We start from the raw sequence: 15,723 nt of genomic DNA, 5'->3' as shown, positions 1-15,723 counted from the left end.
CGCCCATTTCGGCATTCGCCCCGAGCCGGAAGTCACTGGTCAGTCATATCAATTTAGTAGCAATTTTTTAATACTTTCAAACAATTTATGCGGTTCCAAGGGCCGATTCCGATTCTAGACTGAGAGCAAATATATACAGTTTTGCTGAGCAGACAAGGGGCTGATGACCATGGGCGTCACAGTGAAGGTCACAGAGCTTGCGATTCCCACCTACGGGATTGGAAAACCGGACAAGAATCCGCAATTTATTGAAAACCGAGTCTACCAGGGCTCTTCGGGACGGGTCTATCCCTACCCGGTCATCGAGACCATCTCGGACGAATGCAAGGATCAGGACTACAAGGCGGTCATCCTGGAGAATGAATACCTCGAGGTGACCGTCCTGCCCGAACTGGGCGGACGCATCCAGTATGCCCGGGACAAGACCAACGACTATGACTTCGTCTACCGCAACCGGGTCATCAAACCTGCCCTAGTAGGCCTGACCGGTCCCTGGATCTCGGGGGGCATCGAGTTCAACTGGCCGCAGCATCACCGGCCCAGCACCTTCCTTCCGGTGGACTGTACGCTGAAGGACCTGCCGGACGGTGGCAAGGCGGTGGTCTGCCACGATACCGACCGCATTTACGGCACCCAGGTCACCACCACCATCGCCCTGCATCCCGGGGTCAGCGTCATCGAAATCTCCGCCCGGCTCTACAACGGCACGCCCCTGCCTCAATCCTTCCTCTGGTGGGCCAATCCGGCAGTGGCGGTCAACGAACATACCAGGACCGTCATGCCACCCGATGTCACTGCGGTCATGGACCACGGCAAGCGCGACGTCTCCCGCTATCCCATCGCCACGGGTACCTACTACAAACACGACTACTCCCAAGGAGTGGATATCAGCCGCTACAAGAACGTGCCGGTGCCGACCTCATATATGGCGGCTCATTCGGACTATGACTTCGTCGGCGGCTACGATTTCTCCCGGCAGGCGGGCATTCTGCATGTGGCTGACCATCACATCTCCCCGGGCAAGAAGCAGTGGACCTGGGGTTGCGGGGACTTCGGCCACGCCTGGGACCGCAATCTGACCGATGCCGACGGCCCCTACGTGGAGCTGATGACCGGGGTCTTCACCGACAACCAGCCTGACTTCACCTGGCTCAAGCCCTACGAGGGCAAGACCTTCACCCAGTACTTCATGCCCTACAAGCAGGTGGGGCTGGTCAAGAATGCCAGTGTGGATGCGGCCCTCAACCTGGAAGTTGGTCCCGAGCAGACCTTCGGGGCTGCCGGCGAGCGTGAGGGGATCGAGGCTCAGGGGCTGAAGGCTGGGCAAGGGCGAATCACCGTCTACGCCACACGGCTTCAAAAGGAAGCGCGGATCCGGATCTGTGCCGATGACGGGGCCATCCTTTACCAGTGGCAGGGCACCCTTGGCCCGGACAATCAGGTCAGGGCCGAATTCGAGACCGGTGATCGTCCGGCCACAGCACTGACAGCCCGAGTGGAGGATGCGCAAGGGCGGCTCCTGGTAAGCTATCGTCCGCAGCCACCCGCCGGAGGCAGGATTCCCGAGCCGGCACAGGCTGCCGATCGGCCTGAGCGTATAGGCACCAACGAGGAACTGTTGCTGACCGGTCTGCACCTGGAGCAGTACCGCCATGCCACCTACCGGCCTGATCCTTACTACCTGGAGGGGCTCAAGCGTGACCCGGGCGATGCGCGCATCAACAACGCCTACGGCCGACTTCTGCTTCGACGCGGCGACTTCGCCGGAGCCGAGCAGCACTTCCGCAGAGCCATCAAGCGGTTGACCTGGCGCAACAGCCAACCCTATGATTCCGAGGCTCATTACAATCTGGGTCTCGCCTTGAGCTATCAAGGACGAACGGATCAGGCCTATGACGCCTTCTACAAGGCCACCTGGGACGATGCCCAAAAGGAACGGGGCTTCTTCTGCCTGGCCTGCATCGCGACCTGTCGCGGCCAGCTGGAACAGGCATTGGACTTTGTCCAGCGCGCTTTGACCCGCAACACCGACAACATCCGGGCTCGCGGACTCAAGGCCTATCTGCTGCGCCGGCTGGGCAGGCAGGATCAGGCGGACCAAGTGGTCAGCGAGAACCTGGTTCTGGATCGGTTCGACTTCGTATCCGGCTACGAGCGGGTCTTGGCAGGCGGTGATCCGGACGAGCTGTCCGGACTGATGCGTGGGGATTACCTCAATCTGCTGCGGACTGCCCGTGACTACGCTGCCTTCGGCGCCTATGAGGAGGCGCTGCAACTACTGGGCCAAGCCGATCAGCACCAGCCCATGATCCGGTATTATCAAGGCTGGTATCTGTACCTGCTGGGTCGAGAAGATCAGGCCCTTCAGGCCTTCCAGGCCGCCGAGGCTGCGCCTTCGGACTACTGCTTCCCCAATTCCCTGGATGATATAGCCCCCCTGCGCATGGCCATGACTCTGGTCGATGGTCCCAAGGCAGCCTATTATCTGGGCTGCCTCTACTACGACAAGTCTCTGACGGACCGGGCCATCAAGCTTTGGGAGCATTCCAGGCGATTGGATCCCGACTTCGCCACTGTTCACCGCAACCTGGCCATCGCCTACGGCAACAAGCGACACGACTGGCAAGCCGCCGAGCGGGAGATCGAGACCGCCTGCCGGTTGGATCCCGAAGATGCCAGGGTCTTTCTGGAGCGGGATCAGCTTCATCGGCTGATGGGCTGGAGCTTTGCCCGTCGACTGACTGAATTTGAGAAGCATCCAGAGGTTGTGTCATGCAGGGACGATCTCTATATCGAATACCTGAGCCTGCTGAACCAGACCGGCAGCTACGAACAGGCCTATCGGCTGATGAGCAGCCGACGCTTCCACCCTTGGGAGGGCGGCGAAGGCAAGATCACCGCCCAATACCGAATCTCCCTGAAGCTGATGGCCAAGGATGCCATGGCGGCCCAGGACTGGGGCCGTGCCGCAGATCTGCTGGAGCGAGCCATGAGCTATCCGGAGAACCTGGGCGAAGGCAAGCTGGAAGGTCAGAAGGACAACGATCTTCACTACTACCTTGGGCTGGTCAGACGAGCGGCAGGTGACAAGGAGTCTGCGGATCAGGAGTTCCGTCAGGCCTGCCTGGGCTCCGGGCAGGTGGGAGAGTCGCTCTACTACAACGACCAACCCGCCGAGATGGTCCTCTTCCAGGGACTGGCCCATCAGGCCCTTGGCGAGCAGGGTCCGGCAAATGCCTGCTTCTACCGGCTGCTGGACTTCGGCGAGCAGCATTTGGATGACCATGCGGAAAAAGATTACTTCGCAGTCTCCCTGCCTGACTTCCTGACCTTCGATGCGGACTATACCCGCATGAACCGGGTTCACTGCCTCTACCTGATGGCTCTGGCACGCATCGGCACAGGGCAGATCGCCCAGGCTCGGGAGTGCCTGAAGCAGGTGCTGGAACTGGACGCCGGACATATTCAGGCCGGGTTGTTCACTGACGAGTTGGACCACAGAACACTTCTTACCGGGAGGAAAGCATGATTGAGGTTGCATTGACTGGAGCCTGGCGGGTTCAGTCCCCGTCTCAGCTGCAGGGAACCGTCCTGTTGCCAGGTACGCTGGACACCAACGGACTCGGACATGATGATCAGGAGCTGTCCGCTACCTATGGCAGCGGCAAGCCCGGCCCAATCGGCTCTCGGCTGACCAGGCGGCATACCTTTGAAGGAACGGTCAGGCTATCCCGACGGATTAGATGGTCTCCGCAGCCTGGGCAGAGGGTCTTCTTCGAGCTGGAGCGCGCTCGCCGCCTGGAGGTCAGGGTCGGTGAACGTCTGGCTGAACCCTACCGTCCTCAGACCTTGAACACCCCGCATGTCTTCGAGCTGACTGGACTACTGACGGGCGATGACCTGTTGCAGGTGGATTCCGACAACGCCTACCAAGGCATGCCCCACGACGCAATCCTGGATTCCTCGACCGCCACTGATCACACCCAGACCAACTGGAACGGGCTTCTGGGAAACATCGGCCTGCGTGTGGAGGAGGACACCTTCCTGGATGGCATTCGTGCCTACCCCCATGGCGATGTGCTGATCGTAAAGGCTGACGTGGATTCGCGCCAAGGATTCCATGGTCGCTTGAGGGTTTCTTCAGACGCGCTGGCCCAACCTCTGGAGGTCGCTGCAGATCTGGAACCTGGGCGGCGAACACTGACCTGGCCAGATCTGCCGCTTGATGCCCATGCGGATCGCTGGGACGAATACCAGGGCTGTCTGCACGAAATAACAGTTGAACTCCTGACACCGGACGGATCCAGGGTGCTCTCTCGGGTCAGCACGGATTTCGGCATCCGCGACTTCGCAGCCGATGAGCAGGGGAGACTGACTCTGAACGGCAGGGCCTTCTTTCTGCGTGGCGAGGCCAATTGCGCTGAGTTTCCGCAGACCGGTTTCCCGCCCATGGACGTGGGCTCCTGGATTCGCATTCTGGAGGCCTACCGGTCATACGGAGTGAATGTGGTCCGCTTCCATTCGCACTGCCCGCCCGAGGCGGCCTTCATCGCAGCAGACCGGATGGGGATGATGATGCAGCCCGAGCTCTCCCACTGGGACTGCCATCATGCCTTCCAGGAGGATGTCAGTTATCGCTACTATCGCACCGAACTTGAGCAGACACTGCTCTTCCTGGCCAACCATCCCTCCTTCGTCATGCTTACCCTGGGCAACGAGCTGTGGGCTGATGCGACCGGCCACGAGCGCATGGCTCAGCTGATAGAGGATGCACGAGGCATTGACGACACCCGGCTCTATGCCAACTCCTCCAACCCGCACTATGGTCAGCTTGGCAGCGACGACTGCAACGAGATTTATACCTCCGAGTTCTACAAGGGCCACGACCTGCGCTGCTGCTTCGCCGACATGCGTGGGTCCACCAACGCAGTTCATCCGGGCACTGCCCACAATTTCGAGGATTCCATGCAGGCAGTGCGCAAAGAGTGCAAGGTGCCGGTCTACGGCTTCGAGGTCGGCCAGTATGAGGTGCTGCCGGACTTCCGAGAGATCGAGGAGTTCACCGGGGTCACCCGTCCTGACAATTACGCAATGATCCGTGACAGGGTCCGTGAATCTGGCCTGGATCAGAGCACCTGGCTGGACTGGGTGGCCGCTACAGGAGAACTGTCGCGGATCTGCTACCGGGAGGAGGTGGAGTCCGTCCTGCGGACACCCTCCATGTCGGGGCTTTCGTTGCTGGGTCTTCAGGATTTTCCCGGGCAGGGCACGGCTCTGGTGGGCATGATGGATGCCCATCTGCACCCCAAGCGTTTTCCTTTCGCCCGCCCTGAACGCTTCCGGTCCTTCTTCACGGACCAGTTGCCGTTGGCTGTCATGGGCCGCTATGCCTATACCAGCCGGGAGGAGCTCTCAGGGGCGGTCAAGGTGGCCAACTACGGCCGGTGCGCGCTGCAGGGTGATCTACGGCTGCGGTTGCAGGGCCAGGGGGTTGATCTGGAGCATGTCTTCCCCAAGGTCACCTGCCCGGTGGGCAAGCTGACTGATCTGGGAGCCTTCGAACTGCCCCTGAATGGCATTCGAGGCAGCCAACGCTGCCGTCTGAGTCTGGAGATTGACGGCGTGACCAACGTCTATCCGATCTGGGTCTACCAGGACAGCCAGCCTGGCCGACCGGACGGCTTGTACGAGACCAGGAGGTTCGACCAGCAGGCACGTCGGGTCCTTGATCAGGGGGGCACGGTCTATCTGAGTCCCGACTCCACGGCCCAGTCCCTGCCCAGATCCGTTCAGGCCCACTTCTCAACGGACTTCTGGTCAGTAGGGACGTTCAAGGACCAGAGCGGTACCATGGGGCAGTTCATCCAGGCTGATCACCCTATTTTCGCTGATTTCCCGACTGAATCGCACACTGACTGGCAGTGGTGGCCCATGGCCACCCAGCGGGCCATCATCCTGCCTGAGCGCTACCAGTCCATCATCACCGAGATGGACAGCTACGCCTACCTGCGACCCATGACACAGCTGTTGGAATGCCGCTGCGGGAAAGGCCGGCTTCTGCTCTCCTCCATGGGCTTGCAGAATCTGACCGAATATCCGGAGGCCCGGGCCCTTCAGGCCAGCATCTACCGGTATCTGGGCTCCGAGGATTTCAACCCGGGCCAGAGGATTGAGCCCGAGGTCATCGGGCAGCTGGTCGCCTGAGTCCTGTTTTCTGCTGAAGCGCAATAAGGGGTCCGACCTGCAGAGGATGCAGGTCGGACCCCTTATTTATCTATCTAGAGCCTATTTCAGAGGATGCCCTGGGCCACCATGGCATCGGCCACCTTGGTGAATCCGGCCACGTTGGCGCCCAGCATCAGGTCGCCCTCATGCCCGTATTCCTTGGAGGCCTGGTAGGACTTCTGGAAGATCCCGGTCATAATGTCCTTGAGTCGCTGGTCCACCTCGTCGAAGGTCCACTGCAGGCGCAGCGAGTTCTGGCTCATCTCCAGACCGGAGACCGCCACGCCGCCGGCATTGGCGGCTTTGGCGGGCCCGTAGAGCACCTTGTTGTCCTGGTAGACCTGGATGGCCTCGGGGGTGGAGGGCATGTTGGCGCCCTCGCAGACCACGGTGCATCCGTTGGCGACCAGGGTCTTTGCGGATTCCTCATCGATTTCGTTCTGCGTTGCGCAGGGCAGGGCGATGTCGCAGGGCACAGTCCAGACGCCCTTGCAGCCCTCGTGGTACTCAGCGGAATCCACACGGTCCGCATACTCGCGAATTCTGCCGCGGTGACCCAGCTTGATGTCCTTGACGACGTCCAGGTCAATTCCGTTGGGATCGTAGACGTATCCGTTGGAGTCGGATGCCGTCACCACCTTGGCACCCAGCTGTTGGGCCTTTTCGGTGGCGAAGATGGCCACATTGCCTGAACCGGAGATGACGACGGTCTTGCCCTGGAAGGAGTCCTTGCGCAACGTCTGCAGGGCCTCCTGGGTGTAGTAGCACAGTCCGTAACCTGTGGCCTCGGTCCTGGCCAGGGAGCCGCCGAAGGTCAGGTCCTTGCCTGTCAGCACGCCCGAGTACTCGTCGCGAATTCTCTTGTACTGGCCGAACAGGTAGCCGATTTCGCGCGATCCAACATTGATGTCGCCGGCAGGCACGTCGGTGAACTGTCCGATGTGGCGCTGCAACTCAGTCATGAAGGCCTGGCAGAAGCGCATGACCTCGGCATCCGAACGGCCCTTGGGGTCGAAGTCGGATCCTCCCTTGGCACCGCCCATGGGCAGTCCGGTCAGCGAATTCTTCAGGATCTGCTCGAAGCCCAGGAACTTGATGACCGACTCGGTCACGGTCGGGTGGAAGCGCAGGCCGCCCTTGTAGGGGCCGATGGCTGAATTGAATTGGATCCTGTAGCCGCGGTTGACCTGAACATGGCCTTGGTCGTCGGTCCAGGCCACTCGGAACTTGACTGCACGCTCGGGCTCGACCAGGCGCTCCAGCACGCCGTTGACCTCATACTCGGGATGCCGCTCCACCACAGGTTCCAGGCTGGAGAAAACCTCGCGAACAGCCTGCAGAAATTCCGGCTGGTCGCCGTCGCGCTTCTCAACCTGCTGGTAGACGCGCTTGATGTATTCGTTGGTGAGCATCTGAGCTCCTTTGACTAGGAATGGCCGGTCCGTCCGGTCCACATGGGATTGGGTCCGCCCTCAAGAGCCTACGGGGGCTGGCGGAATCTTATCCTATGGTAAATGCCTCAAAGTCGCGTCACAAGAATTTTGGCCCGTAACGTCTGACATGTGGTCATTCAAGGCCCGAAGAGTGAGAGGACAAGGACGAAAAACAGGACTGTTTACAAAAGTTGAGTCACCAAGACTCAACTTTTATTCCTTGGGTGAACATCGGGCATGGAAACCGGGGTCCGCGGTTTGGACAAAGTGAAGGGCAGGGAGCCCGGGAGGACAGGTCAGGATGTCCACCTGGGGTTTCGGTCCGCAGAAACTATGACTTAGAGAATCAGGAGATGTGATTATGGCTATGTTTCCCGCATTGATGAACAATTCGATCTTCGGCGACTTCTTCGATGATCCCTTCTTCAACAACTGGCGTGACGGGCGTCGGCAGGGCCAGGGCCCCAAGAACGCGCTGAACAGCCCCTTGATGAATACGGATGTGCGTGAGAAGGACGGGCAGTACCAGCTCTCCATCGACATGCCGGGCTTCGACAAGCAGGACATCGGCCTGCGTCTGGAGGACGGCTACCTGATTGTCTCTGCCCAGAAGAACAGTGACCAGGGCGACAAGGACGATCAGGGACGGTGGATCCGGCGTGAGCGCTACACAGGATCCTGCTCCCGCAGCTTCTATGTGGGCGACAAGGTCCGCCAGGAGGACATACATGCCCACTATGCCAACGGCACCCTGGAGGTGACCCTGCCCAAGACCAGCATCGAACCGGCTGACAATACGCAGAACATCGCCATCGAGGACTGAGGGATTCGGATCCTTACCGGACCGCCTGAACGACTGCTATACTGATTGAGCGACAGCCGTTCAGACGGCCCTTTTGTCGTGTCAACACGCTATTGCCCAATTTTGGGTCCATCAATGCTATACTTGCCATTTGGCGTGTCTTTCGATGCGCTGTGTAACCGGCCGAGGATCGGATAGAAGGCTTATGGCAAAAGATGGTGTGATCGAGGTGGAAGGGCGTGTGGTCGAGGCCCTCCCGAATGCGATGTTCCGCGTCGAGCTCGAGAACAAGCACCTGGTGCTGGCCACCATTTCCGGCAAGATGCGCAAGAACTACATCCGCATTCTGCCCCAGGATCGGGTGGTGCTCGAAATGAGCCCCTATGATCTGAACCGCGGACGGATTACGTACCGGTACAAGTAACTAAGGTACACAAGCAAAGGAAAACCATGAAGGTCAGCCCTAGTGTGAAGAGAATCTGCGAGAACTGCCGCGTGATTCGTCGTCACGGCCGCGTCATGGTGATCTGCAAAAACCCACGCCACAAGCAGCGCCAGGGCTGAGCGGATTCCCAGCGGCAACGAACACCAAAGGCGCTGAGTCACAGCCGATAGGCTGAACCCCGGGTGCGCAGGCCCGGGCCGGGAGACCGGAAGACTCGGTGCACGACCTGCGTAGAGCAAAAAGGAATCGCAATGGCACGTCTTGCCGGAGTCGACATCCCCAACGAGAAGCGCATAGAGATAGCCCTCACCTACATCTTCGGTGTGGGGCGTACTCGCGCCAAGGAAACACTTGCCGCGACCGGAGTGAATCCGGACACCCGCGTCAAGGATCTCACGGACGAGCAGCTCATTACGCTGCGTGATTACCTCGAGGGAAACTACAAGATCGAGGGTGATTTGCGTCGTGAGATCGACGCTGATATTCGCCGTAAGATCCAAATCAATTGCTATCAGGGCCAGCGCCACCGCCGGGGCCTGCCCGTGCGCGGCCAGCGGACCAAGACCAACGCCCGCACCCGCAAGGGACCCAAGCGCACTGTCGCCGGAAAGAAGAAGGCGACCAAGTAAGGCCGAATGCGAAGCGGGGATGAGGGTCCCCGATGGTTCGCACTAGCAATCAGTTATTCGTTATTCGTGACAAGGAAACGAGGATCAATGGCAGCAGCAAAGCAGGCCGCGCGCAAGCCTCGTCGTCGGGATCGCAAGTCGGTTCCGGTCGGGCAGGCGCATATCAAGTCAACATTCAACAACACCATCATCTCCATCACCGATCCTTCCGGTGCTGTAGTGGCCTGGGCTTCGGGCGGCGACGTAGGCTTCAAGGGCTCCCGCAAGTCCACTCCCTACGCAGCGGGCATGGCCGCGGAATCAGCAGCCCGCAAGGCCATGGAGCATGGGGTCAAGAAGGTGGATGTCTTTGTCAAGGGTCCGGGTTCGGGCCGTGAGACCGCCATCCGCTCCCTGCAGTCCGCAGGCCTGGAGGTCGGTTCAATCTCTGATGTGACCCCACAGGCACACAATGGCGTTCGTCCTCCCAAGCGCCGTCGCGTCTGAGCACTAGAAAACCCATGAATCCACCCGCGAAGACCGGTGAGTGCACCACCGGTCGGAGCTGAAAGGATAGCAACAGTGCTTATTGCACAGCGTCCGACTCTTACTGAAGAAGTCGTCAATGCCCAGCGCTCCCGTTTCACCATCGAGCCCTTGGAGCCCGGATTCGGGTACACCCTGGGCAACTCCCTGCGCCGTACCCTGCTGAGCTCCATACCCGGTGCGGCTGTGACCTCGGTCCGCATCTCAGGTGCCCTGCACGAGTTCACCACGCTGCCTGGTGTGGAGGAGGACGTCACTGAGATCCTGCTCAACATCAAAGGCATCGTGCTGACCAGTGAATACGACGAGCCTGTGGTCATGTATTTGCGCAAGAGCGGCAAGGGCGAGGCCACCGCCGGGGACATCACCCCGCCGGCCGGCGTCACCGTAGCCAATCCCGATCTGCATATCGCGACCCTGGCCGAGGATGGCGAGCTGGAGATCGAGTTTACGGTGGAGCGCGGTCGTGGATATGTCCAGGCCCAGCTCAACAAGCAGGACAACGATGAGATTGGCCGTATCCCGGTCGATTCCATCTATTCTCCTGTGCTCAAGGTCAGCTACAAGGTCGAGGCCACCCGTGTCGAGCAGCGCACGGATTTCGACAAGCTGATCCTGGATGTGGAGACCAAGCCGGCTATTTCGCCGCGTGACGCGGTGGCGTCCGCCGGGTCGACCCTGGTCGAGCTCTTCGGTCTCTGCCGCGAGCTCAACACTCAGGCTGAGGGCGTGGAGGTCGGGCCCGAGCCTGTGGTGGAAGAGGCCGATCCGCAGATGTCCGTGCCGATTGAGGACCTGAACCTGACGCAGCGTTCCTACAACTGCCTCAAGCGCGAGGGAATCCATACCATCGGTGAGCTGGTCTCGCATACCGAGCAGGATTTGCTGGACATCCGCAACTTCGGCATGAAGTCCATCGACGAGGTCAAGGAGAAGCTTGAGGGCATGGGGCTGTCGCTGAAGGCCTCCCCACTGGGCTTCGACACCAATAATCTCGAGGGGGGCACCTTCTTCTCGCCTGACGACGAGTGAAGGATTGCAGCCTTCGTATGAGCGGGCGAGGGGGAAGGGTTCCGTCGCCTGCTGACAGCAATTCCGGGAAGTCGGATGTTCGGGCGTATGCCCACCTGTCCTCCCGGGCCGTAAGGAGATAATCCAATGCCAAAACCTAGCAAGGGCCCACGTCTGGCCTCCAGCCCGGCGCACGAGCGGCTGATGCTGGCCAACATGGCCACCAGCCTCTTTGCAAACGGCCGTATTACGACCACCCTGCCCAAGGCCAAGCGCCTGCGTCCGCTGGCCGAGCGGCTGATCACCTTCGCCAAGCGCGGGGATCTGTCCGCCCGCCGTCGCGTCATGCGCGTCATCCGTGACAAGTCCGTGGTCCACATCCTGTTCACGCAGATCGCCGAACAGATGCAGCAGCGTGAGGGCGGCTACACCCGCATCACCAAGATTGCTCCCCGCCGAGGGGACAACTCCCCGCAGGCGGTGATCGAGCTGGTCACCGAGCCCCTGTCGGCCAAGAAGGCCGTCGTCAAGGAGGCCGAATCCGCAGCCAAGGTGGCCGCCAAGGATGACAACGCCGAGGTGGCTGCAGCCACCGATGCCGCTGTCGCAGAAGGTGCTGCCAAGGATGCCGTCGATCAGGCCGTGGAGGCCAATGAGTCCGATCAGGACGTGGCCCAGGCTGACGAGGCCGCTGAGGATCTGGAGCAGACAGCTGACAAGGCGGATCAGGCGGAAGCCCAGGCAGAGGAAAATGCCGATGTGGCTGAAGATGCCGAGAAGGCCGCTGAGTAATCGGTCTTTGTTCTGGTGACGGGGTCGGGGAGCATGGCTCTCCGGCCCCGTTTGTCATTGGTGCCAGGGAGGTCTTGATGGAGGATCAGGAAGGGGAAATGCCCCTTGTCAGGCTGCGCATGGATCTGGCCTACGACGGTGGCGGCTTCCATGGCTGGGCCCGGCAGCCTGGGCTTCGTACAGTCCAGGGCTGCGTCGAACAGGCCCTGTCTGTGATCACTGGAGCCCGCAGACCGGATGGCCAGGTTTCCCACAGCTGCGTCGCCTGGGAGCCCAAGCTGGTCGTGGCTGGCAGGACCGACACTGGGGTCCACGCATCTCACCAGGTAGCACACTTGGACATTCCCGTTGCTGTACTCGAGTCCTGCAGGGGGCATATGGGTGTCGATGGTGTATCTGCCCTTGAACGCCGTCTTCGACACCTGCTGCCCGCTGACATCGTGTTGCTCGGTCTCAGATCCGCTCCGTCGGGTTTCGATGCCCGTTTCTCTGCCTTGGAACGCACCTACCTGTATCGGGTCAGCCAGGGGGATAAGCCAGGGGATCCGCGTATGCGGGGCTATGTGTTGGACCTGGAGGGAAGCCTGGATTTGGAAGCTATGAACGAGGCTGCAGCGGAATGCGTCGGTCTGCATGACTTCGGATCCTTTGCCAGGCCAAATCCTGGTGGCACGACCATCCGCAAGGTCCTGGCAGCACATTGGGACCTGGTTCCCAACGTGAATCTGTACGAGACTGCCCAGGGGCAGGTTGCCGTCGGATGCCTTCCGACCTTCATGGAGTCCGGGTTGACTGTCTTTCGGATTGTAGCCGATGCATTTGCCCATAACATGGTCCGCTCGTTGGTCGCGGCCTGCATTCAGGTGGGCCAGGGACGCCGGTCCGTCCAATGGTTTGCCGACAAGGTTGCCCACCCCCTGCGCGAAGGCTCCACCGGTCCCATAGATGCTCGGGGCCTGACCCTGGAGCATGTGGCCTACCCGCCTGATGACCAGCTTGCTGAACGGGCGCAGGCCATCCGAGCCCGCCGTACACTGTGACCGCCTGGTTGTTCACGGCGACCGCTGACTGCGCCACGCCGTTTGCTAGGTAGGGACTCTGTGGCATAATAGAAAAGTTGTTGTTCGGCAATGTCGGGCAACGACCATGGTTGAGTGTCCGAGCGGTCTAAGGAGCACGCCTCGAAAGCGTGTGAGGGCAACTCCCTCCGCGAGTTCGAATCTCGCCTCAACCGCCACTTATTGGCCCCGGCCCGACGGTTGGGGCCTTCTGTATTTAAGTACTATTGCCGGATTGCCAAGTTGCAGTGGCTCACTCGTGGAGTCGGGTTTCCTGATTGCTGCTGATATACAGTCCATAGGGAATCAGTTTTGCTGGATAACTGCGAGAATGGCACTCGATCAATTTGATGATTGTCAGGCAGGACCGGTCTTCCGTGTGCCTTCATTGGCTGTTCGTCTCAGTTCTCGATGCTGAGTAGATAAATACCGTCCAATGCAGAAGGCGATGCGATGACCAGCACCGGGTCGCCTCCTACATTGCACGGGTTCATACCCCCCTGCGTTCCTGTGGAATACACCTGTGGAACACGTTCTATATTAGCACCGCCTGAACCCCTGACGCCACCTGCCAGGTTTCGTGAAATCTGAAGTAAGTAATAACTAATTCGTTTGCTTGATAATCAGTTTTGACCCTTGGCCAGGTTTTCAGGCGTGCACGGGCAGGGATAGCCCACATATACGAATGGGAAAACTGACGAGTGCGATCAGTGTAACCTGCTGGCGGCTGGTCCGTATTGGAAATCAGCGTTTTGGTGCCTGCAGCAGGGCTGACGATGTGGCCGGGTAGCCGAGGTTCATGGCCATGGACAAGTGGGCCACAATCATGTCGACCAGGGCAGATGTCGCCTCCTGGCGACTTTTTCCGTTCTGACTGGTATCAGTTCGTATCGTGCCTGAGAACCCGTTCAGTTTTCTTCCGACGGACAAAAGGGTCCGCGCCGTATCGATCTCGATCAGGGCAGGGGTAGAGGTCTGTATTCCATTGGCGGGGTCCGTGCACTCATCCGGGTGCGCCAGCAGATCAGTGGTGGGATAGACCCCCTGCCGGGGATCATGTTTGGCGTGACCGACCAGAATCTGCGCGGCTGCAGTGTGCGCATCGGCTAGGGTCAGCATCCACGCGGCATCCGTTGTACGGGCTGCGAGGACCGAGAGTTCGAATCCGGAACGGTCTTCACCTATGATGGCTTGATCGGCCAATTCAACCGGCAGTGCCTTCGCCAGCGGATCCAACCGCTGTGCTGTCTGGACCAGCCTTAGCGTGGCTGTTTGACGATTGGTCTGCCCGCCTTGGGAAGCCGTCAAAGCCTGGGCCGCGTGTACCGTGGCTTCATCCAGTCTGGCAGGGCATTCGCGGGCCGCTTGGATCCAGTCCTGAGCCCGGCTGTCTGCCTGATCCTTTCGAAGCCGTTCCGACTGCCGGGCTCGCGTCCATGCCTGTTCGCAGGCTGTAGGTCGAAGATCGTCAGGGTCGTGCTGACTGACGTGCACGGCCGAGGGTGCGCATCCTGAAATGGTTGCGGCCAGCAGAAGTACCGCGATACCGGCTCTCATCAGTCGGGCCGGGATTGTCGGCCGACGACTCGCCCACCCGTGGTATTCAGGAACCGGCTGTGTCTGCATGAAAGGCTAGAATAGTAGGCATTGCAGACTAAAAGAAGCGCAGTCTGAATAACTTCATAGGAGGTCTTGACATGGAACTGGACCTGGCTGAGATTCATCAGCTGGCACACGAACAAGGGATTGATGCCGAGACCTTGGATCAAGCACTGAGCGAGGCCCTTCTCCTGGCTTACCAGAAGTCGCCTCACGCAGCCAAGCACGCACGGGTGGAGCTGGACGAACGTGCGGGGACTTTTACCATCTGGGCACAGGACGAGATCGCTCGCGAGCCCACGCCTGAAGAGCCTGAACCAGGATATGATCTGGGCGAGGAATACGACGACACGCCAAAGGACTTCGATCGGCTGGCGGCTTCCACGGCACGCCAGGTGATTCGTCAGCTCTTCCGTCAGGCCGATGACGAGCGTGTCTTTGGGGCTTTCTCAGGTCAGAAGGGCCATCTGATCACTGGGGTCGTGCAGCAGGATGCCAGCGATCCTGGCAATGTGCATGTGGCAGTAGATAATGTCGAGGCCATTCTGCCCCGCCGCGAGCAGGTGCCTGGAGAGCATTACCGGCACGGCCAGCGGATCCGGGTCTACGTGGTCAATGTCTCCCGTGGACTCAAGGGGCCGGAAATTATTGTGTCGCGTTCCCATCCCGAGCTGGTTCGCCGCCTTTTTGAGCGTGAGGTACCGGAGCTGGTCTCCGGCGCGGTCTCCATCATGGCCATTGCTCGTGAGGCAGGTGCCAGAACCAAGATTGCGGTCCGTGCCAACACCAAGGGGGTCAATCCCAAGGGTGCGCTGATTGGGCCGGCAGGCGCTCGCGTGCGTGCTGTCATGGAGAATCTGGGGCCTGAGAAGATCGACATTGTGGATTGGTCCAAGGATCCTGCCGAATTCGTAGCTGCGGCCCTGTCCCCGGCTGTGGTTCGTCAGGTGCAAATCGTCAGCGAGCCCAACCGTACGGCCATTGCCTTCATCAAGGACGCACAGCTCTCCCTGGCCATTGGCAAAGAGGGTCAGAACGCCCGTCTGGCCGCCAAGCTGACTGGCTGGAAGATTGGCATTGAGTCAGAGGAGGCCCACCAGCAAAAATTGCGCGAGCTGCAGGCACAATCTGCTTCGGCTGCTGGTGAAGACGCCTGAGAGCAAACATCCGACGACGCGAGTATGCTAGACGCGGTATCCCGAGT

General features: G+C 60.1%; 13 protein-coding genes and 1 tRNA gene. 12 read left to right on the top strand and 2 right to left on the bottom strand.

Features of this window, described 5'->3' with window-relative positions; genetic code table 11:
- Nucleotides 1–169: 169 nt before the first annotated feature.
- Entirely contained in the window at nt 170–3,529 is a 3,360-nt protein-coding gene (locus H3T89_RS03075) for a DUF5107 domain-containing protein (RefSeq protein ID WP_232348432.1), read from the top strand.
- Complete coding sequence (locus H3T89_RS03070; RefSeq protein ID WP_198216230.1) at nt 3,526–6,204, top strand: hypothetical protein; 2,679 nt, start codon at nt 3,526–3,528, stop codon at nt 6,202–6,204. The genes H3T89_RS03075 and H3T89_RS03070 overlap by 4 nt, the downstream gene beginning before the upstream one ends.
- A gap of 86 nt (nt 6,205–6,290) precedes the next feature.
- Here H3T89_RS03070 and gdhA read toward each other — a convergent pair whose 3' ends face one another.
- A complete protein-coding gene (gene gdhA, locus H3T89_RS03065; RefSeq protein WP_198216229.1) occupies nt 6,291–7,637 on the bottom strand; it encodes an NADP-specific glutamate dehydrogenase in 1,347 nt (448 codons plus the stop codon).
- Between the two features lie 382 nt (nt 7,638–8,019).
- Here gdhA and H3T89_RS03060 point away from each other — a divergent pair, with 382 nt between their 5' ends.
- The 9 genes from H3T89_RS03060 (at nt 8,020) to H3T89_RS03020 (ending at nt 13,099) form a co-directional block, all read left to right on the top strand.
- Nucleotides 8,020–8,481: an Hsp20/alpha crystallin family protein gene (locus tag H3T89_RS03060; protein ID WP_015022332.1), complete on the top strand. Its 462-nt coding sequence runs from the start codon at nt 8,020–8,022 to the stop codon at nt 8,479–8,481.
- 184 nt (nt 8,482–8,665) lie between these two features.
- Nucleotides 8,666–8,884, top strand: a complete 219-nt coding sequence (gene infA / locus H3T89_RS03055; RefSeq protein WP_015022331.1) for a translation initiation factor IF-1 — start codon at nt 8,666–8,668, stop codon at nt 8,882–8,884.
- A 26-nt stretch (nt 8,885–8,910) separates the two neighbouring features.
- On the top strand, nt 8,911–9,024 hold the full coding sequence (gene rpmJ, locus H3T89_RS03050) for a 50S ribosomal protein L36 (protein ID WP_015022330.1): 114 nt from the start codon (nt 8,911–8,913) through the stop codon (nt 9,022–9,024).
- A gap of 132 nt (nt 9,025–9,156) precedes the next feature.
- Nucleotides 9,157–9,534: a 30S ribosomal protein S13 gene (rpsM, locus tag H3T89_RS03045; RefSeq protein WP_015022329.1), complete on the top strand. Its 378-nt coding sequence runs from the start codon at nt 9,157–9,159 to the stop codon at nt 9,532–9,534.
- 87 nt (nt 9,535–9,621) lie between these two features.
- On the top strand, nt 9,622–10,020 hold the full coding sequence (rpsK, locus tag H3T89_RS03040; RefSeq protein ID WP_015022328.1) for a 30S ribosomal protein S11: 399 nt from the start codon (nt 9,622–9,624) through the stop codon (nt 10,018–10,020).
- Between the two features lie 75 nt (nt 10,021–10,095).
- Nucleotides 10,096–11,091, top strand: a complete 996-nt coding sequence (locus tag H3T89_RS03035) for a DNA-directed RNA polymerase subunit alpha (protein ID WP_015022327.1) — start codon at nt 10,096–10,098, stop codon at nt 11,089–11,091.
- 126 nt (nt 11,092–11,217) lie between these two features.
- Entirely contained in the window at nt 11,218–11,862 is a 645-nt protein-coding gene (rplQ, locus tag H3T89_RS03030; protein WP_198216228.1) for a 50S ribosomal protein L17, read from the top strand.
- 77 nt (nt 11,863–11,939) lie between these two features.
- Nucleotides 11,940–12,902, top strand: coding sequence for a tRNA pseudouridine synthase A (locus H3T89_RS03025; protein WP_232348431.1), 963 nt, complete (start codon nt 11,940–11,942; stop codon nt 12,900–12,902).
- A gap of 108 nt (nt 12,903–13,010) precedes the next feature.
- Nucleotides 13,011–13,099, top strand: a tRNA-Ser gene (locus tag H3T89_RS03020).
- Nucleotides 13,100–13,664: 565 nt separating this feature from the next.
- Here H3T89_RS03020 and H3T89_RS03015 read toward each other — a convergent pair.
- Complete coding sequence (locus tag H3T89_RS03015; RefSeq protein ID WP_198216227.1) at nt 13,665–14,477, bottom strand: hypothetical protein; 813 nt, start codon at nt 14,475–14,477, stop codon at nt 13,665–13,667.
- A gap of 140 nt (nt 14,478–14,617) precedes the next feature.
- On the opposite strand from H3T89_RS03015, the gene nusA reads away from it, so the two are divergent.
- A complete protein-coding gene (nusA, locus tag H3T89_RS03010; protein ID WP_198203314.1) occupies nt 14,618–15,676 on the top strand; it encodes a transcription termination factor NusA in 1,059 nt (352 codons plus the stop codon).
- The last annotated feature ends 47 nt before the right edge of the window (nt 15,677–15,723 follow it).

The organism is Bifidobacterium sp. W8114, from assembly GCF_016101165.1.
In the GTDB taxonomy this organism is placed as follows: Bacteria; Actinomycetota; Actinomycetes; order Actinomycetales; family Bifidobacteriaceae; genus Bombiscardovia; species Bombiscardovia asteroides.
The sequence above is the reverse complement of the archived record's forward strand: the minus strand, read 5'-3'. Positions and strand labels throughout refer to the sequence as shown.

Excerpts from the sequence above, each read along its gene's own strand:
- H3T89_RS03075 (WP_232348432.1), top strand. The coding sequence starts at position 170 with ATGGGCGTCACAGTGAAGGTCACAGAGCTTGCGATTCCCACCTACGGG.
- H3T89_RS03070 (WP_198216230.1), top strand. The coding sequence starts at position 3,526 with ATGATTGAGGTTGCATTGACTGGAGCCTGGCGGGTTCAGTCCCCGTCT.
- nusA (WP_198203314.1), top strand. The coding sequence starts at position 14,618 with ATGGAACTGGACCTGGCTGAGATTCATCAGCTGGCACACGAACAAGGG.
- rpsK (WP_015022328.1), top strand. The coding sequence starts at position 9,622 with ATGGCAGCAGCAAAGCAGGCCGCGCGCAAGCCTCGTCGTCGGGATCGC.
- infA (WP_015022331.1), top strand. The coding sequence starts at position 8,666 with ATGGCAAAAGATGGTGTGATCGAGGTGGAAGGGCGTGTGGTCGAGGCC.
- rpsM (WP_015022329.1), top strand. The coding sequence starts at position 9,157 with ATGGCACGTCTTGCCGGAGTCGACATCCCCAACGAGAAGCGCATAGAG.
- gdhA (WP_198216229.1), bottom strand. The coding sequence starts at position 7,637 with ATGCTCACCAACGAATACATCAAGCGCGTCTACCAGCAGGTTGAGAAG.
- H3T89_RS03025 (WP_232348431.1), top strand. The coding sequence starts at position 11,940 with ATGGAGGATCAGGAAGGGGAAATGCCCCTTGTCAGGCTGCGCATGGAT.
- rplQ (WP_198216228.1), top strand. The coding sequence starts at position 11,218 with ATGCCAAAACCTAGCAAGGGCCCACGTCTGGCCTCCAGCCCGGCGCAC.
- H3T89_RS03015 (WP_198216227.1), bottom strand. The coding sequence starts at position 14,477 with ATGAGAGCCGGTATCGCGGTACTTCTGCTGGCCGCAACCATTTCAGGA.
- rpmJ (WP_015022330.1), top strand. The coding sequence starts at position 8,911 with ATGAAGGTCAGCCCTAGTGTGAAGAGAATCTGCGAGAACTGCCGCGTG.
- H3T89_RS03060 (WP_015022332.1), top strand. The coding sequence starts at position 8,020 with ATGGCTATGTTTCCCGCATTGATGAACAATTCGATCTTCGGCGACTTC.